Below are 20,297 nucleotides of genomic sequence, written 5' to 3'. Positions count from 1 at the left end.
GAGCCTAGCGGCGGTCGCGTCCGATCCGGAGGCGCGCCGCGTAGTGCTCCGGAGAAGCGCCCACCGCCTTGGCGAGCCGCTCGAGGGCGTCGAGCACCAGCTCGGCGTCGAAGTCGCGGGCGGGTACGGCGAGGGTGAGCCGGTCGCCCTCGGCCACCAGCAGGATCTGGCCGTGCTGCCACGCCTGGTGGGCCCGGCTGCGCACGTCGTCGGCGGCGACCGGCGCGGGGTAGGCCTCGTCGATGGCGAGCAGGTCGCACGGCACCTCCTGCCCGGCGCCGCAGAGCCGGCCCGTCACGTGGTGCCCGCTGCGCAGGCCCGCCGTGGTCTCCCACGTGACATCGCCCTCGCCCAGCCACTCGGGCAGGTCGAAGGGGTCGACGTCGGTGAGGTCGTGGGTCACAGCGGCGACATCTCGTCGTCGGCGAGGCCCGCGGCCGGGTCGGCCTGGGCACGACGCCGGTCGAGCATCCGGGCGATCACCTCGGAGATGAAGAACAGCAGCACCATGGGGATCGCGAGGAACAGCATCGTGAAGGGGTCGGTCGACGGGGTCGCCACGGCGGCGAAGACGAAGGACCCGATGACGATCCAAGGGCGGTAGCGGCCCAGGGCGGCGCCCCGCAGGACGCCCGCGAGGTTGAGCAGGATGACGAAGACCGGGATCTCGAAGGCGATGCCGAAGACCAGCAAGGTGCGGATCAGGAAGCTGAGGTAGTCGCCGAACTCGACGAGGTTGGTGAGGTCACCGGGGGTCAGCCCGATGAGGAGCTCCAGCCCCTTCGGCAGGGTGTAGTAGCCCAGCACGACACCGGCAAGGAACAGCGGGCCGGCGATGGCCGCGAAGACCCGCGTCCAGCGCTTCTCCTTGTCGTGGAGCCCGGGCAGGATGAAGGCCCAGACCTGGTAGAGCCAGAACGGGCTCGTCGCGATCACCGACACCAGCGAGCACAGCTTGAGGTAGAGCAGCAGCGGCCCACCCGCGCCGGCGATGGTCGCCTGGGTGTCGACGTCCGGCAGTCCCGTCTGGGCCTCCCGGTAGGGCGTCAGGACGAGCTGGAAGATCGGGTCGAAGAAGAACAGTGAGACGACGAGCGCGACCAGGAAGACGGCTGCGATCTTGAGGATGCGGGCGCGCAGCTCCCGGAGGTGGTCCGAGAGCGCCATCCGACCGTCGGGTCCGACGGGGTGGTGCGGCCTGCCGGCGAAGAGGCCGAGGACGCCGGAGAACGACACCGCCGTCGGTCAGCTGGTGGTGCCGTCGTGCCGCTCGCGCACGATCGGGTCGTCGGTGGTCGTCGGCTCCTGCTCGGGCGCGCGGGACTCGATCTCCTTCTGCTCCGGAGTCGTCGCCTCGTCGTCGTCGCCGAGACCCTTGGTCTCGGCCTTGAAGATGCGCAGCGCCCGGCCGCTCCCCCGAGCGAGCTCCGGCAGCTTGGCCGCGCCGAAGAAGAGCACGATCACGAGCACGATGAGGATGAGCTCCCAGCCGCCCGGGACGGCGATGTCTGCGTGCATGGTGGATTCCTCACATCCTGCTTCGGGGTCGGTTCCTACTGTACGTCGTCGGCGCCGTAGAGGCGCATCGTCTCCCGCGCGGTATCGGCCAGCTCGGCCTGCCACGCAGCGGGCGACACGATCCGGGCGTGGGGCGCCAGCCGCAGCAGCAGCCGCTGCAGCCACCGACGGTCGGCCACGTCGAGATCCACCTCGAGGCTGCCGTCGGGCTGCCGGCGTACGTCGCCGACCTGGTAGTACTCCACGACCCAGCTCGCCCCGGGCGCCAGGCGGAGGGTGACCCGCTCGGCCTGGTCGCCGAAGTCGAAGAGGTCGCGTCCCAGGTCACGGGGCTCCTGCTGCCGGGTCACGGGCGCGTCGAGCACCTCGGCGGCGTGGATCCGGTCGAGGCGGAACATCCGGCCGTCCTCGGCGCTGTGGCACCAGGCGTCGAGGTAGGTGGCGCCCCGCACGTCGACCACCGCCCGCGGGTCCACCACGCGCTCGGTCTCCTCGTCCCGGGCCGGCACCCAGTAGGTCAGCCGCACCTGCCGCCCCTCGTGGACCGCCCGGTCGAGGTCGGCCCGGAGACCCGCGAGCGAGTCCGGGTCGTCCGCGCCGCCCGGCTCGACGGCCACCGGTGCCGTGCCCGCAGCGGCCGCCTGCAGCTTGCCGAGCACCCGGTCGACGATGGCCCGGGTCTCGTCGGAGGCACCCCCGCGGACGGCCAGCAGCGCGACCATCACGGCCGTGGCCTCGGCTGCCGTGAGCCGCAGCGGGCGAGCCAGGTAGTCGGCGTTGGACACCCGGATGACCCCGTCGGCCTCGGGCCCCTCCAGGGCGTCGAGGTCCACGTCGATCAGGTCGTCGGGGTAGCCGCCGGGCAGCCCGCACATGAAGAGCACCTTGAGGTCCTTCACCACCTGCTGCGGGCTCACCCCGAGCACGGCCGCGGCCTCGTCGACCCGGGCCTCGCCCCGGGCGTGGAGGTAGGGCACGAGCGTCAGCAACCGGCCCAGCTGCTCGCGCGCGCCGCCCTGCACCGGTGCACTCACGGTGACGGCTCCCCGACCAGGGAACGCAGCCGCGCCACGACCTCGGACCGCAGCTCCGGCGGGGACTCGAGCACGGCGTCCGCGCCGTGCGCGAGCACCGCCGACACCACGTCGGGGCCGCCGCGGTCGAGCACCACCCGGTCCCACTCGTCAGCACCGTCGGGGCCGACCACGCCCGTCTCGCGCAGCTCGCCGGCCCGGCGCAGGGAGTGGCCGGTGCCGGCTCGCAGCAGCAGCGTGACCACCGTGGCGGGCGGGGCCGGCACCAGTCGCCGGGCGACCTCGCGGATGTCGACACCCGCCGGCACGTCGTACGCCGCCGCCTCCCCCACCGCCTGGGCCTCCCCCTCGACCCGGGAGAGCCGGAAGACCCGCTCGTCGTCGCGGTCGAGATCGTGGCCCACGACGTACCACCGCCCGGAGTAGCGGACCACTCCCCACGGCTGCAGCCGCCGCAGCGCGGGCTCTCCCCCGGGTCGCCGGTAGGCGAACTCGACGACCCGCCGTTCGCGCACGGCCTCCCAGAACACGTCGAAGGCGGGTTCGTCGGCGTTGAGGCGCGGCGCCACGAGGTCGAGCGCACCCACGTCGATGGGGACACCGGCCGCGGTGAGCTTGCGCACCGCCCCCGTGGTCGCCTCCGCGAGCCGCGCGTGCTCCCAGACCTTGCTCGCGAGGCCGATGACCTGCGCCTCGTCCGCGCTCAGCTCGATGTCGGGCAGCTGCAGCTCGTCGGACCGAACCCGGTAGCCGGGCTCGTCGTCGAAGTAGGCGTCGAGCTGGCCGACCTCGATGGGGACGCCGAGCGAGCGCAGGTCGTCCTTGTCGCGCTCGAACATCCGCTCGAAGGCCTCGTCGGAGGAGTCCGGGTAGAGGAGCGCCCGCACCCGGTCCTTGGCGATGTAGCGGCGCTGGATGAGCAGCATGATGAGCAGGTTGAGCAGCCGCTCGGTCTTCTCCGCCGCCATGCGCCTCCCCTCGGTCCGCGGGCCACCCTACTTCGCGGAGACGATGTCGATCACGAAGTAGAGGGTGCTGTCGGCGGGGATGCCCGGCTGCTTCTGGCCGCCGTAGCCGAGGTCAGGCGGGATCTGCAGCAGGACCCGGCTGCCGACCGGCACTCCCTCCAGCCCGTAGGTCCAGCCGTCGACCACGCTGGTCAGCTCGAACGGCACCGGCTTGGCCGAGAAGCTCTCGTCGAAGGGCTTCTTGCCGCCGTACACGGCGCCCAGGTAGTCGGCCGTGACCTTCATGTCCGTGGTCACCGGCTCGCCGTCGCCCTCGTCCAGCACGGCGCGCAGCAGCTCGCCGTCGGCCGCCGGCTTGGGGACGCCCGAGAAGTCGAGGCCGACCGGGTCGCCCTTCTCCTCCACGACGCTCGGCAGCTGCGAGGCCGGCACGTCCTTGGGCTTCGGCGGGGTGTACATCTCCATCAGGTCGAGGACGAGGACCACCGCGTCCTGGTTGCCGATGCCCAGCTGGGGGTTGCCGGTCTCGCCGAAGAACTCGTCGGCACGCGCCACGACGGCCACCCGGGAACCGATCGTGCGCCCCTCCAGCCCCTCGAGGAAGGGCTCGCCGAGCTGCTTCTCGTTCACCGTCAGCTGCTGCGGCTGCGTCTCGTAGGAGCTGTAGGCCTCCTCCTGGGTGAAGCCGTTGCCGAGCCAGATGTGGGCCAGGACCTGGTCCCCGCTCCCCACCTGCTCGCCGTCGCCCTCCTCGAGCACCTCGCTGGTGATCTTGCCGGCCTCGAGCCGGCCGTCCCACGTCACCTCGGGCTTCTCCCCGAACTCGCCCTCGATCTGGATCTCCTCCAGCGGGGCCGAGGCCCCAGACGACGAGTCGTCGGACTCCTCGCCGCACGCGACCAGGACGGCGCCGAGCAGCGGCACCAGGAGCAGCACGATCAGACGACGCAACACAGGGGGGATCCTCCGGGCTCGTGGATGGGCCGCGGACACCCTAGCCGGGGACCCTGAGAGTCCCCGGCACCGGCTCACATCCCGTCGATCAGTCGCTGCACCCGCTCGTCGTAGGCACGGAAGGGGTCCTTGCACAGGACCGTGCGCTGCGCCTGGTCGTTGAGCTTGAGGTGCACCCAGTCGACGGTGAAGTCGCGCCGCCGCTCCTGCGCCTTGCGGATGAACTCGCCGCGCAAGCGGGCCCGCGTCGTCTGGGGCGGGACGGACTTGGCCTGGAAGACGGTCAGGTCGTTGGTCACGCGGGCGACCGCTCCCCGCTTCTCCAGCAGGTAGTAGAGGCCGCGGTCGCGGTGGATGTCGTGGTAGGCGAGGTCCAGCTGGGCGATGCGCGGGTGGCCGAGCGGCAGCCCGTGCTTTGCGCGGTAGCGCTCGATCAGCTTCCACTTGATGACCCAGTCGATCTCGCGGTCGACCAGTCCGAGGTCGTCGGCCTCGATCGCCTTCAGGCCCCGTTCCCACAGGTCGAGGGTGCGCTCGATCACCGGCGTGGAGATCTGGCGGCGGTCGACGAAGTCACGGGCCTTGCCGAGGTACTCCTGCTGGATGTCGAGGGCGCTCGCCTCCCGCCCGTTGGCCAGACGCACCTTGCGCCGACCGGTCACGTCGTGGCTGATCTCGCGGATCGCGCGGATCGGGTTCTCGAGGGTGAGGTCGCGCATGACCACGCCCTCCTCGATCATCCGCAGCACGAGGTCGCAGCTCGCGACCTTGAGCAGCGTCGTGGTCTCACTCATGTTGGAGTCGCCGACGATGACGTGGAGCCGCCGGTAGCGCTCGGCGTCGGCGTGCGGCTCGTCGCGGGTGTTGATGATCGGCCGGCTCCGGGTGGTCGCGCTGCTGACCCCCTCCCAGATGTGCTCGGCACGCTGGCTGACCGCGTAGGAGGCGCCCCGCGGGGTCTGGGTGACCTTGCCCGCCCCTACGACGACCTGCCGCGTCACCAGGAACGGGATGAGCACGTCGGCGAGCCGCCCGAACTCCCCGGCCCGGCTCACCAGGTAGTTCTCGTGGCAGCCGTAGGAGTTGCCGGCGGAGTCGGTGTTGTTCTTGAACAAGTAGATCTCGCCAGCGATCCCCTCGTCGTGGAGCCGCTGCTCGGCGTCGAGCAGCAGTCCCTCGAGGACCCGCTCCCCCGCCTTGTCGTGCGCCACGAGCTCGGCGACGTCGTCGCACTCAGGGGTGGCGTACTCCGGGTGGCTGCCCACGTCGAGGTAGAGCCGCGCCCCGTTGCGGAGGAAGACGTTGCTGGAGCGACCCCAGCTCACGACCTTGCGGAACAGGTAGCGGGCGACCTCGTCGGGGCTCAGGCGGCGCTGACCGCGGAACGTGCACGTGACGCCGTACTCGTTCTCGATGCCGAAGATCCGCCGGTCCACCCCCTCAGCCTAGTGGCGCAGGCAACGCCCCCACCGGCAATCGACCGGTGTGGGGCCGTCAGCTCAGCGGGTCGCCCGGATCGGTCGGTGGCCCGTCGGGGTCGGGCGGCGCGATCGGCGGCTCGGCGTCGTCGCGGGGCGGCGCGACCGGTGCGTCGTCGCCGGACGGGCCCAGCGGGGGCGGCGCGACCGCCTCACCCGGCGCCGCACCAGCCGCCTCACCGCCAGTGTCGGGACTCGTCGGCGGCCGCTGCTCCTCGGGACCGCGGTCGGCGAGGAGGGAGCGGAGTCGGTCCGGTCGCAGCCGCGAGAACTTCCGCGGCTGGCTGCGGGTGCGGTCGAGCACCGCGACCTCCAGGTCGTCGACCGGCACCACCCGGTCGCCGGACTCGGAGTGGCCCAGCGCCGCGACGGCGGCGTGCAGGGCGTCGTCGAGCGAGGCACCGTCGCGGTAGTGGTCGGCGAGGTAGCCAGCCACCGTCTCGGCGTCGCCACCCATGACGGCGTAGCCGTGCTCGTCGGCGACCTGGCCGTCGTAGGTGAGCCGGTAGATCTGGTCGTCGGCGGGGCCCTCCCCCACCTCCGCGACGAAGATCTCTACCTCGTAGGGCTTCTCGCCCCCGCTGGAGAAGATCGTGCCGAGCGTCTGCGCGTAGGCGTTGGCCAGCCCCCGACCCGTGACGTCGCGCCGGTCGTAGGCGTAGCCGCGCATGTCGGCGAGGCGGACCCCGGCGATCCGCAGGTTCTCGAACTCGTTGTAGCGGCCCACCGCGGCGAAGGCGATGCGGTCGTAGATCTCCGAGACCTTGTGGAGCGCCTGGGAGGGGTTCTCGGAGGCGAACAGGACACCGTCGGCGTACTGCACCGCCACGACGGAGCGGCCCCGGCCGATGCCCTTCCGAGCGAAGTCGGCGCGGTCCTTCATCAGCTGCTCGGGCGAGACGTAGAAGGGCATGCTCATCGGGCGTCACCTCCCTGGGTCAGCGGCGGTGCCGCCGGACCGTCGGGCCGGGTCATCCGGCCGGCGATCATGCGGTCGGCGATCTCGGCCACCTCGTCGTCGGGCATCCGGCGACCGCCGTCGGCGGTGATCACGTGGACCACCGGGAAGATCCGACGGGTCAGGTCCGGCCCGCCGGTCGCGGAGTCGTCGTCGGCGGCGTCGTAGAGCGCCTGGACGACGACCGTGACCGCGTCGGTCTCGGAGAGGTCGTCGCGGTAGAGCTTCTTCAGCGAGCCGCGGGCGAACAGCGAGCCCGAGCCGACCGCGTGGAACGCGGTCTCCTCGTAGCGGCCGCCGGTCAGGTCGTAGCTGAAGATCCGGCCCTGCTCACCGGTCAGGTCGAAGCCGGCGAAGAGCGGGACGACCGCCAGCCCCTGCATGGCGAGGCCGAGGTTGGAGCGGATCAGCGCCGCGAGCCGGTTGGCCTTGCCGTCCATCGACAGCGTGGTGCCCTCGATCTTCTCGTAGTGCTCGAGCTCGGTCTGGAACAGGCGGACGAGCTCCACGGCGAGGCCGGCGGTCCCGGCGATGCCGACAGCGGAGAACTCGTCGGCCGGGAAGACCTTCTCGATGTCGCGCTGGGCGATGACGTTGCCCATGGTGGCGCGTCGGTCGCCCGCCATCACGACCCCGCCGGGGTAGGTGGCGGCGACGATCGTGGTGGCGTGGGGCGCCAGGTCACCGGCGTGGCCCTGGGGCACGGAGCGACGCGACGGGAGCAGGTCCGGGGCGGCGGTGGAGAGGAAGTCGGCGAACGAGGAGGTGCCCGGCTGCAGGTAGGCGGCCGGGAGGCGGGGGTCGAGGCTCATTCGCCGCCCTTCTGGATGAACGACTTCACGAAGTCCTCGGCGTTGGTCTCGAGCAGGTCGTCGATCTCGTCGAGGATCGCGTCGACGTCGTCGTCGAGTGCCTCCTTGCGCTCGCTGACGTCGGACTCGAGCTCCGGAGCCTCCTGGTTGTCCTTGGACTCCGCGGACTTCCGGGACGGGGTCTTTCGCTCCTGTGCCATGGGTCGACCTTATCCACTCCAGCCCATCAGCTGGTGAGAGCGGCGAACAAAGCCTCGGCGGTGTCGCAGCCGTCGATCAGGTCCCCGACACTGGCGCGGGTGCCGCGCAGGGGGTCGATGGTCGGAACCCGCTGGAGCGACTCGCGTCCCGGCAGGTCGAAGATGACCGAGTCCCACGACGCCGCGGCGACGTGCTCGGCGTACTTCTCCAGGCAGCGGCCGCGGAAGTAGGCGCGGGTGTCGTGGGGCGGGTCGTGCATCGCGCGCTCCACCGAGCCGCCGTCGAGCAGGCGCTCGATCCGCCCCATGTCCACCAGCTTGTGGTAGAGCCCCTTCTCGGGGCGCACGTCGGAGTACTGGACGTCGATGAGCTGCAGCTTGGCGTCCTCCCAGCCGAGGCCGTCGCGGTCGCGGTAGTGCTCCAGCAGGCGCAGCTTGGCCACCCAGTCAAGCTCGGTCGAGCACTCCATGGGGTCGCGCTCGAGCCGGTCGAGCACCGACTCCCAGCGCTCGAGGACGTCCAGGGTCTGCGGGTCGGCGTCGCTGCCCAGCCGGTCCTCGACGAACTTGCGGGCCAGGTCGAGGTACTCGAGCTGCAGCTGCACGGCGGTCAGCTTGCGGCCGTCGGTCAGCGTGACGTGGTGACGAAGTGTGGGGTCGTGGGAGACCGCCCGCAGGGCCGAGACCGAGCCCTCGACGGTGAGCTCCCGGTCGATGAACCCGTCCTCGATCATGGCCAGCACCAGCGCCGTGGTGCCGACCTTGAGGTAGGTCGAGATCTCGGCGAGGTTGGCGTCGCCGAGGATCACGTGGAGCCGCCGGTAGCGCTCGGGGTCGGCGTGCGGCTCGTCACGGGTGTTGATGATCGGCCGCTTGAGGGTCGTCTCGAGACCGACCTCCACCTCGAAGTAGTCGGCGCGCTGGCTGATCTGGAAGCCGTGCTCCCGGCCGTCCTGGCCGATGCCGACCCGACCGGCGCCGCACACGACCTGGCGGGAGACGAAGAACGGTGTCAGGTGTCGCACGATGTCGCCGAACGGGGTGCTCCGGCGCATCAGGTAGTTCTCGTGGGCGCCGTAGGACGCTCCCTTGTTGTCGGTGTTGTTCTTGTAGAGGTTGATCTGGTTCCCGCCAGGCAGCTGGGCGGCCCGGCGGGCGGCGTCGAGCATGACCAGCTCCCCCGCCTTGTCCCACCGCACCAGGTCGAGCGGGGTCGTGACCTCGGGGGTGGAGTACTCCGGGTGGGCGTGGTCGACGTAGAGCCGGGCGCCGTTGGTCAGGATGACGTTGGCGAGGCCGAGGTCCTCGTCGGTCAGCTGCGAGGGGTCCGCCACCTGACGGGACATGTCGAAGCCGCGGGCGTCGCGCAACGGCGACTCCTCCTCGAAGTCCCAGCGCGCCCGCCGGGCCTTGGCCGTGGCCGAGGCGTAGGCGTTGACCACCTGCGAGGAGGCCACCATCGGGTTGGCCAGGGGCTGGCCCTGCACCGAGATGCCGTACTCGACCTCGGTTCCCATCACGCGGCGGACGCTCATGCCACGAGCGTACGCGGGCGGCGGGAGCCCTGTCCCCGCCCCGCCCATGCCATCCGGCCCCCACGCAGGGGCGGGCCGGTGTGGGTACGCCGGCCGGCTCGCCCGTGCTTGAATGGCGCGCCGCCAGCCCCTCCAGGAGGTCTCCATGTCCGACCGACCGTCGCCCCGCCGCGTCGCCGGCCGGCTGCTGCGGCGTCTCGGGCTCGAGCGGTCGAGGCCACAGCCCGACTACCGCTACGTCTTCATCGTCACCTACGGGCGCTCGGGGTCGACGCTGCTCCAGGGCGTGCTCAACTCCCTGCCCGGCTACCTCGTGCGGGGCGAGAACCGGCAGGCGATGCGCCACCTGTGGGAGTTCCACCGCACCGCCGTCCGGGAGCGCGACCGGCAGCGGACCGGCCGCGAGCGTCGGGGGCTGCCGCCTGGCGGTCACCCGCCGACCGACGCCTACTACGGCATCGACGAGTTCCCGGTGCGGCGCAGCCTCGCCGGGATCCGGGCGCTGGCTCTCGACACCCTGTTGCGACCCGAGCCCGGCACTCGCGTCACCGGCTTCAAGGAGATCCGCTGGGACGACGAGGACGTCGCGGCGTACGTGACGTGGCTGCGCAAGGTCTTCCCGGGCGCCCGCTTCGTCGTCAACACCCGCTCCCTCGACGACGTCGCGCAGAGCCGGTGGTGGGCCGACGACCCGGGAGCGCGGGAGCGGCTCGAGGCCGTCGAGGCACGGCTGCTGGAGCTGCGGGAGTCCCTGGGCGAGGCCGCCTTCCACGTCCGGTACGACGACTACGTGGCGGACCCCGCCGCCCTGCGTCCGCTGATGGACTGGCTGGGCGAGGCCTACGACGAGGAGCGGCTCCGCGAGGTCCTGGCCACGCGGCACTCCTACTGACTCAACGCCGGCTGGCCCACCAGGCCAGGAGCAGCAGGAGCCCGATGACGGCGGCGGCGATGGCGAGCTGGACGAGTGGCACGTCAGCCGCTCCGGCGCGTCTGGACGGCGTGAGCGACGTTGATCCCGACCAGCCCGGCCCAGCCGACGACCATGGCCAGCAGGCCGGTCGCCTCGCCCTCGGGGACCGCCAGGCTGATCGCGGTCACGGGGATGCCGAAGGCGCCGGTGACGATGCCCAGGGCGAGCTGCCGCGAGCCCGCGGAGCCGTGGGTCGGCGCCTCCGCCGGGCGTGAGGAGACCTGCTGGGCCACGCGGGTCGCGACGACCGCCTCCACCCGGTCCGCGAAGGAGTCGACGAGCGCGGCGTCGTAGGCCGGTCCGAGCTCGGCACGCGTCTCCAGCACCGCCTCGAGCTCGGTGCGCTCGAGCTCCGACTCCCCGGCCACGACGGCCTCAGAGGTACTGGCCGGTGCTGGCGACGGTGTCGATGGAGCGGCCCGGCTGCGTGCCCTGCTTGCCGGTGATCAGCGTGCGGATGAACACGATCCGCTCGCCCTTCTTGCCGGCGATCTGCGCCCAGTCGTCGGGGTTGGTGGTGTTGGGCAGGTCCTCGTTCTCCTTGAACTCGTCGAGGCATGCCTGGGTCAGGTGGTTGACCGAGATGCCCCGCCGGCCGTGCTCGAGGAAGTCCTTGATGGCCATCTTCTTGGCGCGGTCGACGATGTTCTGGATCATCGCGCCGGAGTTGAAGTCCTTGAAGTAGAGGATCTCCTTGTCGCCGTTGGCGTAGGTGACCTCGAGGAACTGGTTCTCCTCCGACTCCGCGTAGATCCGCTCCACGGTGCGCTGGATCATCGCGCCCGAGGTGGCCACCGGATCGCCGCCGAACTCGGACAGGTCGTCGGCGTCCAGCGGCAGGTCGGGGACGAGGTACTTGGAGAAGATGTCGCGCGCGGACTCGGCGTCGGGCCGCTCGATCTTGATCTTCACGTCGAGGCGTCCCGGGCGCAGGATCGCAGGGTCGATCATGTCGGGCCGGTTGGAGGCGCCGATGACCAGCACGTTCTCCAGCGCCTCGACGCCGTCGATCTCGCTGAGCAGCTGCGGGACGATGGTGTTCTCGACGTCGGAGGACACCCCGGAGCCGCGGGTGCGGAACAGGGAGTCCATCTCGTCGAAGAACACGATGACGGGGGTGCCGTGGCTGGCCTTCTCGCGGGCCCGCTGGAAGACCAGCCGGATGTGGCGCTCGGTCTCACCGACGTACTTGTTGAGCAGCTCGGGGCCCTTGATGTTGAGGAAGTAGGACTTGCCGGCCTCGCCGCCGTTGGCCCCGGTCTTGGCCGCGACCTGCTTGGCCAGCGAGTTGGCGACCGCCTTGGCGATCAGGGTCTTGCCGCACCCCGGCGGGCCGTAGAGCAGCACACCCTTGGGGGCCTTGAGCTGGTGCTCGAGGAACAGCTCGGGATGGAGGTAGGGCAGCTCGACGGCGTCGCGGATCTGGTCGATCTGACCCATGAGCCCGCCGATCGAGCCGTACTCGATGTCGGGGACCTCCTCGAGGACCAGCTCCTCGACCTCCGACTTGGGCACCCGCTCATAGGCGTACGCCGCCCGGCCGTCGAGCAGCAAGGAGTCGCCGGCGCGCAGGGTGATGTCGCGCAGCGGCTCGGCCAGGCGCACCACCCGCTCCTCGTCGGCGTTGGCGATCACCAGGGCACGGTCGCCGTCGGCGAGCAGCTCCTTGAACATCACGACCTCGCCGACCTCCTCGAAGTCGAGCGCGGCCACGACGTTGAGGGCCTCGTTGAGCATGACCTCCTGGCCCCGCACCAGCTCGTCGAGCTCGACGTTGGGGCTGGCTGTCACCCGGAGCTTGCGACCGCCGGTGAACACGTCGACGGTGTCGTCGTCGTTGCGGGTGAGGAAGGTGCCGAACCCGGCAGGCGGCTGGGCGAGCCGGTCGACCTCCTCCTTGAGCTTGGTGATCTGGTCACGGGCCTCGCGCAACGTCTGGGCGAGGCGCTCGTTCTGCGCGGTGACCGCGGCCAGGGACCGCTGGGTGTCGGCGAGCCTCAGCTCGAGCCCGCGGGAGTGGCCCGGGGCGTCTCCGAGGCGGCGGCGGAGGTCGGTGACCTCGGCCTCCAGGAAGCGCACCTGGTTGGCCAGCTCCTCGGGCGTACGACCGCCGGGGCTGGGAACTCCTTCGGTGGACGACATCGACGTCACCTCCCGCAGATGACACTACCCGCGGCCGTGCAGCAGGGAAGGCGGGACACCAGCACAGGTGGTCACAAATTCGGAACGGCCTGTCCTCAGTCCTCCGACGCCTCCGTCGGGTCCGGCGGGGGCACGTCGGCCGGGCGGGGACCGGTGTAGTCGGGACCGTAGGCGCCCGGCGCCGGACGCCTCTTCCGGGCCGGTGGGCGCTCGCCGGGAGCCATGCGTCGCGCGGTCACCAGGAAGGCGGTGTGACCCTGCATCTTGTGCCCGGGACGCACCGCGAGGCCCTCCACGTGCCAGTCGCGGACGAGCGACTCCCAGACCGCAGGCTCCGTGAAGGTGCCGTGGGCCCGCAGGGTCTCGACGAGACGCGAGAGCTGGGTCGTGGTGGCGACGTAGCCGCAGATGATGCCGCCCGGTCGGAGGGCGTCGGCCGCCGCCTCGACGCACTCCCACGGCGCGAGCATGTCGAGGATCACGCGGTCGACCCGCTCCCCCGAGGCGGGCAGCTCCTCGGCGAGGTCGCCCAGGGTGAGCTGCCACGCAGGGTGGTCGCCGGAGAAGAACTGCCGCACGTTGGCCCGGGCGACGTCGGCGAACTCCTCGCGCCGCTCGTAGGAGAGGACTCGACCGTGGGGACCGACGGCGCGCAGCAGCGAGCAGGTCAGGGCCCCCGAGCCGACACCCGCCTCGACGACGTCCGCCCCGGGGAAGATGTCGGCCATGGCGACGATCTGGGCGGCGTCCTTGGGGTAGACGACCGCGGCCCCACGCGGCATCGACACCACGAACTCCGAGAGCAGGGGCCGGAAGACGAGGTACTGACCGCCGGCCGACGAGGTCACGGCGAACCCCTCCTCGCGCCCGATCAGGGCGTCGTGCTCGAGGTGGCCCTTGTTCGAGAAGAAGCGCCTGCCTGCCTCGAGGCAGATGTTGTGGCGTCGGCCCTTCGCGTCGGTGAGCCTGACCCACTCCCCCTCGCGCAGCGGCCCGCGGTGGACCCCCGACCAGGCCTCGGCGGGGACGTCGGGTGCCGGGCCCGTGGCCGTCTCGTCAGCCACGGGCGCCCGCCTCGCGGAAGGCGCGGTCGACGTCGGCGGTCACGAGGACGCCGTAGATGCGGCCGTCGTCCTCCTCGAGGAGGTACTCGTCGGCCCGGGTCTGCGTCAGCGCGCGGACCAGCTCCTCGCCGTGGAGGGTCACGGGCAGCCGCAACCCCTCGTCGAGGGTGCGGCTGACGGTGGAGACCGAGACCCAGGGACGCCGCTCCTCCGGCGTCGCCACGAGGGCGGTCTCGCTGACCAGGCCCACGGGCCGTCCTGAGGACGTGACCGTCACGATGCTGCCGGCCTGCGCCTGCTGCGCCCGGCGTACGGCCTCGGCGAGCGGCAGGTCGTCGGGCACGGCGATCGTGCGGCGGGCCAGGTCACGGGCGACCAGGGCGGGCAACCGGCGACGCAGGCGCGTGGAGGTCAGGGCGGCGCTGGCACCGGTCCACAGGAACAGCGCGATCACGAACACCAGCACCAGGTCGATGACGTCCGGCTCGAAGCCGAGCAGCGGCATCGCCAGCGGCCAGCACAGGACGAGGAGCGCCACGACGCGACCGCCCCACCCCGCGGCGAGCGTGCCGCGGTGGGGGTCCCCGGTGAGCTTCCAGACGCCCGCCTTGAGCACGCGACCGCCGTCCAGCGGCAGCCCGGGCACGAGGTTGAGCACGCCCACGAGCAGGTTGGCCACCACGAGACCGCCCGTGGCCAGCTTGAGCAGCCCGTCGGGGACGACGAACCACAGGGCCAGGGCTCCCGCGCCGACGCCGATGGAGGTCAACGGCCCCACCACGGCGATCATGAACTCCTCGCGGGGGCGGCGGGCCTCTCCCTCGATGGCGGTCATGCCGCCCAGGAAGTGGAGCGTGATGGAGCTGACGGGGAACCCGTAGTGACGCGCCATGACGGCGTGCGAGGCCTCGTGCATCAGCACCGAGAGATAGAGGAGCACGGCGAACGCCAGCCCGGCGACGTACTTCCAGACCCCGAGTCCCGGCACCTCGCGCTCGACGCCCGGCGCGATGAGGACCGCGATCAGTGCGGCGACCAGGAACCAGGAGGAGGTGACCAGCACGTCGCTGCCCGCGATCGTGCCGATCCGCAGCGTGCCCGGCGGACGCTCGGGCGCCGGGCCCGAACGGTGACCGGGACGCGGGCCGGGGCTGTCGTTCACACCATCGAGGCTATCCGACCCCTGCGCGTCGCCCGGCACCGCTGTCGGCGCCCTCACCTAGGCTGAGGACATGCCCGTGAAGGACTCTCCCGCGACCCCGTTGTCGACGCCCGTCGACGGCGTGGACGTGCTCGGTGCGCTCTCACCGAGCCGGGCCGGCGACTTCATGACCTGTCCGCTGCTCTACCGCTACCGCACCCTCGACCGGCTGCCGGAGCCGTCGAGCCCGCTGGCGGTCCGGGGGACGCTCGTCCACAAGGTCCTCGAGGACCTCTTCGACCTCCCGGCGGGGCAGCGCACCCCAGAGCGGGCGGCCGACATGCTCGCGCCGGCCTGGGAGCAGCTGCTCGCGGCCGAGCCCGAGCTCGCCGAGATGTTCCCCGAGGGCGGTGACGACGTCGTCGACTGGCTGGCCGGCTCCCGCAGCGTGCTCGAGCGCTACTTCTCCCTGGAGGACCCGCGCCGCCTCGAGCCCGCCGAGCGCGAGCTCTACGTCGAGGCGCTCCTCGACTCCCGGCTCCTGCTCCGGGGCTTCGTCGACCGTCTCGACATCGCCCCCGACGGCCGGATGCGCGTCGTCGACTACAAGTCGGGGCGAGCCCCCGCTCCGGGCTGGGAGGCGAAGGCGCTCTTCCAGATGAAGTTCTACGCCCTCGCGCTCTGGCGCACGCAGGGCGTCGTGCCGACGGTGCTGCAGCTGGTCTACCTCGGCAGCGGGGAGCTGGTGCGCTACGAGCCCGACGAGCAGGACCTGCTGGCCACCGAGCGCAAGGTCGAGGCCATCTGGGCTGCGATCCAGCGCGCCACCGAGACCGGCGACTGGCGGCCGCGGCGGTCGAAGCTGTGTGACTGGTGCTCCTTCCAGTCGCTGTGCCCCGAGTTCGGGGGTACGCCGCCTCCGCTGCCGTCCGCGGCGCCCGCGGACCCGGGCGAGCTGACCGCCGACGACGTGGACTGAGCGACTCCTCAGAGCCGTGCGAGGTCGGCCACGGTGACGTCGGCCAGCGTCGTGCGGAAGGTCCGGCGCGGCCCGTCGAGCACCGGAACGTGGTTCGGGACCACGAGCACCCGGCAGCCGGCGGTCTCCGCCGACCTGGCCCCCGTGTTGGAGTCCTCGATCGCGACACAGCTGTCCGGCTCGACGCCGAGCGCCCTCGCGGCTCGCAGGTAGGGCTCGGGGTGCGGCTTGCCGTGGGAGACCGCGTCGCCGGTCACCACCTCGGCGAAGGTCGCCTCGGGCAGCGCTGCCAGGACAGGGTCCACGAAGCGGCGGTACGACATGGTGACGAGCGCGCACGGGACTCCGGCCGCCGCCAGCCGCGAGAGGAGCTCCCGCGCGCCGGGCCGCCACGGGACCGCCTTCTCGACCCGCTGCACGACGCCGTCGAGCAACCGCTCCACGATCTCCGCGGGTTCGAGGTCGATGCCCATGTGCTCGCGGATGTAGCGGCCCGAGTCGAGCAGGTCGTTGCCCACGAGCTCGAGGGCGTGCTCCCGCGACCACGTCCCGCCGTGGTGCTCGGCGAGCTCGAACTCCGCCTCGATCCAGTAGGGCTCGGTGTCGACGAGTGTGCCGTCCATGTCCCACAACACGGCGGCAGGCACGGACGCACCGGGCCTGAGGGTTCCGGGCACGGTCAGTCCTCCGGGTCGTAGCCGAGGTTGGGCGAGAGCCAGCGCTCCGCCTCGCGGAGGCTCCAGCCCTTGCGCTCGGCGTAGTCGGCGACCTGGTCGCGCCCGAGACGGCCGACCACGAAGTACTGCGAGTCCGGGTGGGAGAAGTACCAGCCCGAGACCGAGGCGCCTGGCGACATCGCCATCGACTCGGTCAGCCGCATGCCAGTCGTGGCCTCGACGTCGAGGAGCTCCCACAACCGCAGCTTCTCGGTGTGGTCGGGGCAGGCCGGGTAACCGGGTGCGGGTCGGATGCCGCGGTAGCGCTCGCGGATCAGCGCCGCGTTGTCGAGCCGCTCGTCGGGGGCGTAGCCCCACAGCTCGGTCCGGATGCGCTCGTGCATCCGCTCGGCGAACGCCTCGGCCAGCCGGTCGGCGAGCGCCTCGAGCAGGATGGCGTCGTAGTCGTCGAGGGCTTCCTTGAACTCGGCGATCTTCTCGGCAGTGCCGTGTCCCGAGGTGACGGCGAAGGCGCCGACGTAGTCACGGATCCCGGTGTGGAGCGGGGCCACGTAGTCGCTCAGGGACCGGTTGGGGACCCCCTCGCGGTGGCGACCCTGCTGCCGGAGCATGTGCAGCACCAGGCGGCGCTCGGTCCGCTCCTCGTCGCGGAAGACATGGACGTCGTCACCGACACTGTTGGCCGGGAACAGCCCGACGACTCCATGGCCGGTGAGCCAGCCCTCGGCCGCCACCCGGTCCAGCATCGTCTGGGCGTCGTCGTGGAGCTTGCGGGCCTCCGGCCCGGTGTGCGGGTTGTTGAGGATGTCGGGGTAGGCCCCCTTCATCTCCCACGCCTGGAAGAAGGGTGTCCAGTCGATGTAGTCCCGCAGCTCGCTCAGGTCGTAGTCACGGAAGACCCGGACCCCGTCGGGGTGCTCGTCCAGCAACCGCGGCCGCGCGGGCTCGTAGCCCTCCCACGCGATCGGCGTCGCCGCCTCCCGGGCCTCCGCGAGGGAGACCATCGGCCGGTCGTTCCTCGCCGCGTGCCGGGCCCGCAGCGCGTCGTAGTCAGCCTGGACGTCGGCCAGCAGCTTGCGACGAGGCTCATCGCCGAGCAGCGCGGCGACGGTGGGCACCGAGCGCGACGCATCCTTGACCCAGACCACCGGGCCGTCGTACCGCCCGTCGACCTTGACCGCCGTGTGCGCACGCGACGTGGTCGCCCCGCCGACGAGCAGCGGCACCTCGAAGCCCTGCCGCTGCATCTCGCTCGCCACGTTGACCATCTCGTCCAGCGAGGGGGTGATCAGGCCGGACAGCCCGATGATGTCCGCGCCGACCTCCCGGGCCGTCTCCAGGATCCTGGTGGCCGGCACCATCACCCCGAGGTCGACGACCTCGTAGTTGTTGCACTGCAGCACGACGCCGACGATGTTCTTGCCGATGTCGTGCACGTCGCCCTTGACGGTGGCCATGACGACGGTCCCGTTGGTGTCGCGCTGGGTGGCGAGCTCGGGGTCGCGGGCCTTCTCCTCCTCGATGAAGGGGATCAGGTAGGCCACGGCCTTCTTCATGACCCGGGCGCTCTTGACCACCTGCGGAAGGAACATCTTGCCGGCACCGAACAGGTCGCCGACGACGTTCATGCCGTCCATGAGCGGACCCTCGATGACCTCGATGGTGCGCCCCTCCCGATCGACGATCTCGGCGCGCAGCTGCTCGGTGTCGCTCTCGATGTGGGCGTCGATCCCCTTGACCAGCGAGTGGGTGATCCGCTCGGCCACCGGGAGCGATCGCCACTCCTCCTCGGCGACGTCGTCCTCCCCGCTCACCGTGTTGTAGCGCTCGGCGATCTCGAGCAACCGCTCGCCGGCGTCGGGACGCCGGTTGAGCACGACGTCCTCGATCCGCTCGCGGAGCTCCGCGTCGACCTGGTCGTAGACCACCAGGGCGCCGGCGTTGACGATGCCCATGTCGAGCCCCGCCTCGATCGCGTGGAACAGGAAGACGGCGTGGATCGCCTCGCGGACCGGGTTGTTGCCGCGGAACGAAAAGCTCACGTTGGAGATCCCGCCGGACACCTTGGCCCCGGGGAGGTTCTGCTTGATCCAGCGCGTCGCCTCGATGAAGTCCCGACCGTACGCCGCGTGCTCCTCGATCCCGGTGGCGACCGCGAAGACGTTGGGGTCGAAGATGATGTCCTCGGGCGGGAAGCCCACCTGCTCGACGAGGATCCGGTAGGCGCGCGCGCAGATCTCCTGGCGGCGCTGCAGGTTGTCGGCCTGCCCGTCCTCGTCGAAGGCCATCACGACCGCGGCGGCACCGTAGCGCCGGCACCGGCGCGCCTGCTCGACGAAGGCCGCCTCGCCCTCCTTGAGGGAGATCGAGTTGACGATCGGCTTGCCCTGCACGCACTTGAGGCCCGCCTCGATGACCTCCCACTTGGAGGAGTCCACCATCACCGGCACGCGGCAGATGTCGGGCTCGCTGGCGACGAGCTTGAGGAACCGCTCCATCGCCGCGACACCGTCGATCATCCCCTCGTCCATGTTGACGTCGATGAGCTGCGCGCCGTTGTCGACCTGCTGCACGGCGACCGACAGGGCCGTGTCGTAGTCACCGTCCTTGATGAGCTTGCGGAAGCGGGCCGAGCCGGTGATGTTGGTGCGCTCCCCGACGTTGACGAAGAGGCTGCTCCCGTCGATGGCGAACGGCTCGAGGCCCGAGAGCCGGAGGGCGGGCTCGGGCTCGGCCGGCGTCCGCGGGTCGGCGCCCTTCGCCGCTGTCGCGATCGCCGCTATGTGGTCGGGGGTGGTGCCGCAGCAGCCCCCCACCAGGTTGACCAACCCGGACGTGGCGAACTCGCCGAGCACGGCAGCCATCTGGTCCGGGGTCTCGTCGTACTCGCCGAACTCGTTGGGGAGGCCGGCGTTGGGGTGTGCCGAGACGAAGCAGTCGGCGATCCGGGCGAGCTCCGCGACGTAGGGCCGCAGGTCGGCAGCCCCGAGCGCGCAGTTGAGTCCCACCACGAGGGGCTGCACGTGGCGGACGCTGTTCCAGAACGCCTCGGTGGTCTGGCCCGACAGCGTGCGGCCGCTCGCGTCGGTGATGGTCCCCGACAGCCACACGGGCCACCGGCGCCCCTGCTCCTCGAACAGGCTCTCGAGGGCGAAGACCGCAGCCTTGGCGTTGAGGGTGTCGAAGATCGTCTCGACGAGGAGGAGGTCGGCCCCGCCGTCGACGAGCCCCCGGGCCGCCTCCACGTACGTCGCGACCAGGTCGTCGAAGGAGACGTTGCGTGCTCCCGGGTCGTTGACGTCGGGGCTGATCGACGCCGTGCGGTTGGTCGGGCCGAGGGACCCGGCCACGAACCGCGGCTCGGCGGACGCGTCGAGCTCGTCGACCGCCTCCCGGGCGAGGACGGCCGCCGCGCGGTTGAGCTCGTAGCAGTGGTCCTCCAGGCCGTAGTCGGCCTGGGAGATGCTCGACGCCGTGAAGGTGTTGGTGCACACCAGGTCCGCCCCGGCCGCGAGGTAGGTGCGGTGGATGTCGCGCACGATCCCGGGCTGGGTCAACGAGAGCACGTCGGCGTTGCCGCGGAGGTCGCGCCCGTGGTCAGCGAAGAGCTCTCCCCGGTAGTCCGACTCCTCGAGCCGGTGGCCCTGGATCAGGGTCCCCATGGCGCCGTCGATCACGAGGATCCGCTCCCGGAGGACCCGGGTGAGGGCCTCGGTCGCGTCGGGGCGATGCTGCGGAGCGGGCACCGGTCTCCTCTCGGGTGCGGGCGTCGTCCCAGCCTAGGCGTGGCGTCCGGTGACCGGACACGGCTCCCGGATGGTGACACCGGTCGCCAGCGTGGCACCCGCTCCGCCGGGTCGTGAA

General features: G+C 71.5%; 19 protein-coding genes. 2 read left to right on the top strand and 17 right to left on the bottom strand.

The window, feature by feature from the left end; all coding sequences use genetic code 11:
• Window positions 1–4 precede the first annotated feature (4 nt).
• The 11 genes from K6T13_RS09075 to dop form a co-directional block, all read right to left on the bottom strand.
• The gene (locus K6T13_RS09075; protein WP_222894275.1) at window positions 5–403 is read right to left on the bottom strand and encodes a hypothetical protein; all 399 of its coding nucleotides are present in this window, start codon (window positions 401–403) and stop codon (window positions 5–7) included.
• On the bottom strand, window positions 400–1,236 hold the full coding sequence (gene tatC, locus K6T13_RS09070; protein WP_222894274.1) for a twin-arginine translocase subunit TatC: 837 nt from the start codon (window positions 1,234–1,236) through the stop codon (window positions 400–402). The genes K6T13_RS09075 and tatC overlap by 4 nt, the downstream gene beginning before the upstream one ends.
• Window positions 1,237–1,245: 9 nt before the next feature.
• A complete protein-coding gene (gene tatA / locus K6T13_RS09065; protein ID WP_222894273.1) occupies window positions 1,246–1,518 on the bottom strand; it encodes a twin-arginine translocase TatA/TatE family subunit in 273 nt (90 codons plus the stop codon).
• 35 nt (window positions 1,519–1,553) lie between these two features.
• Window positions 1,554–2,552 carry a helix-turn-helix transcriptional regulator gene (locus tag K6T13_RS09060; protein ID WP_222894272.1) on the bottom strand — a complete coding sequence of 333 codons (999 nt, stop codon included), beginning with the start codon at window positions 2,550–2,552 and terminating at the stop codon, window positions 1,554–1,556.
• On the bottom strand, window positions 2,549–3,520 hold the full coding sequence (locus K6T13_RS09055) for a helix-turn-helix transcriptional regulator (protein ID WP_222894271.1): 972 nt from the start codon (window positions 3,518–3,520) through the stop codon (window positions 2,549–2,551). The genes K6T13_RS09060 and K6T13_RS09055 overlap by 4 nt, the downstream gene beginning before the upstream one ends.
• 27 nt (window positions 3,521–3,547) lie before the next feature.
• A complete protein-coding gene (locus K6T13_RS09050) occupies window positions 3,548–4,474 on the bottom strand; it encodes an FKBP-type peptidyl-prolyl cis-trans isomerase (protein ID WP_222894270.1) in 927 nt (308 codons plus the stop codon).
• Between the two features lie 74 nt (window positions 4,475–4,548).
• Window positions 4,549–5,910: a Pup--protein ligase gene (pafA, locus tag K6T13_RS09045; protein ID WP_222894269.1), complete on the bottom strand. Its 1,362-nt coding sequence runs from the start codon at window positions 5,908–5,910 to the stop codon at window positions 4,549–4,551.
• A 58-nt stretch (window positions 5,911–5,968) separates the two neighbouring features.
• Complete coding sequence (prcA, locus tag K6T13_RS09040; protein ID WP_222894268.1) at window positions 5,969–6,871, bottom strand: proteasome subunit alpha; 903 nt, start codon at window positions 6,869–6,871, stop codon at window positions 5,969–5,971.
• Entirely contained in the window at window positions 6,868–7,722 is an 855-nt protein-coding gene (gene prcB, locus K6T13_RS09035; RefSeq protein WP_222894267.1) for a proteasome subunit beta, read from the bottom strand. The genes prcA and prcB overlap by 4 nt, the downstream gene beginning before the upstream one ends.
• A complete protein-coding gene (locus K6T13_RS09030) occupies window positions 7,719–7,922 on the bottom strand; it encodes a ubiquitin-like protein Pup (RefSeq protein WP_222894266.1) in 204 nt (67 codons plus the stop codon). The genes prcB and K6T13_RS09030 overlap by 4 nt, the downstream gene beginning before the upstream one ends.
• A 26-nt stretch (window positions 7,923–7,948) precedes the next feature.
• Window positions 7,949–9,457, bottom strand: coding sequence for a depupylase/deamidase Dop (gene dop / locus K6T13_RS09025; protein ID WP_222894265.1), 1,509 nt, complete (start codon window positions 9,455–9,457; stop codon window positions 7,949–7,951).
• A gap of 145 nt (window positions 9,458–9,602) precedes the next feature.
• On the opposite strand from dop, the gene K6T13_RS09020 reads away from it, so the two are divergent.
• Window positions 9,603–10,349: a sulfotransferase gene (locus K6T13_RS09020; protein WP_222894264.1), complete on the top strand. Its 747-nt coding sequence runs from the start codon at window positions 9,603–9,605 to the stop codon at window positions 10,347–10,349.
• Window positions 10,350–10,432: 83 nt separating this feature from the next.
• Here K6T13_RS09020 and K6T13_RS09015 read toward each other — a convergent pair whose 3' ends face one another.
• The 4 genes from K6T13_RS09015 to K6T13_RS09000 all read right to left on the bottom strand — a co-directional run bounded on the left by K6T13_RS09015 (window position 10,433) and on the right by K6T13_RS09000 (window position 14,798).
• Window positions 10,433–10,798, bottom strand: a complete 366-nt coding sequence (locus K6T13_RS09015; RefSeq protein WP_222894263.1) for a hypothetical protein — start codon at window positions 10,796–10,798, stop codon at window positions 10,433–10,435.
• Window positions 10,799–10,805: 7 nt separating this feature from the next.
• Complete coding sequence (gene arc, locus K6T13_RS09010; protein WP_222894262.1) at window positions 10,806–12,572, bottom strand: proteasome ATPase; 1,767 nt, start codon at window positions 12,570–12,572, stop codon at window positions 10,806–10,808.
• 95 nt (window positions 12,573–12,667) lie between these two features.
• On the bottom strand, window positions 12,668–13,636 hold the full coding sequence (locus K6T13_RS09005; RefSeq protein ID WP_283247915.1) for a tRNA (adenine-N1)-methyltransferase: 969 nt from the start codon (window positions 13,634–13,636) through the stop codon (window positions 12,668–12,670).
• The gene (locus K6T13_RS09000; protein WP_249423688.1) at window positions 13,629–14,798 is read right to left on the bottom strand and encodes a site-2 protease family protein; all 1,170 of its coding nucleotides are present in this window, start codon (window positions 14,796–14,798) and stop codon (window positions 13,629–13,631) included. The genes K6T13_RS09005 and K6T13_RS09000 overlap by 8 nt, the downstream gene beginning before the upstream one ends.
• A 70-nt stretch (window positions 14,799–14,868) precedes the next feature.
• Here K6T13_RS09000 and K6T13_RS08995 point away from each other — a divergent pair, with 70 nt between their 5' ends.
• Window positions 14,869–15,756, top strand: a complete 888-nt coding sequence (locus K6T13_RS08995; protein ID WP_222894261.1) for a RecB family exonuclease — start codon at window positions 14,869–14,871, stop codon at window positions 15,754–15,756.
• 8 nt (window positions 15,757–15,764) lie between these two features.
• Here the strand turns inward: K6T13_RS08995 and K6T13_RS08990 are convergent, their stop codons facing one another.
• Window positions 15,765–16,391: an HAD family hydrolase gene (locus K6T13_RS08990; protein ID WP_283247959.1), complete on the bottom strand. Its 627-nt coding sequence runs from the start codon at window positions 16,389–16,391 to the stop codon at window positions 15,765–15,767.
• A gap of 44 nt (window positions 16,392–16,435) precedes the next feature.
• Entirely contained in the window at window positions 16,436–20,179 is a 3,744-nt protein-coding gene (gene metH / locus K6T13_RS08985; RefSeq protein WP_222894259.1) for a methionine synthase, read from the bottom strand.
• Between the last annotated feature and the right edge of the window lie 118 nt (window positions 20,180–20,297).

Origin of the sequence: Nocardioides coralli (genome assembly GCF_019880385.1) — a bacterium.
GTDB classification, from domain to species: Bacteria; Actinomycetota; Actinomycetes; order Propionibacteriales; family Nocardioidaceae; genus Nocardioides; species Nocardioides coralli.
This window is presented reverse-complemented; position numbering and strand designations above follow the sequence as displayed.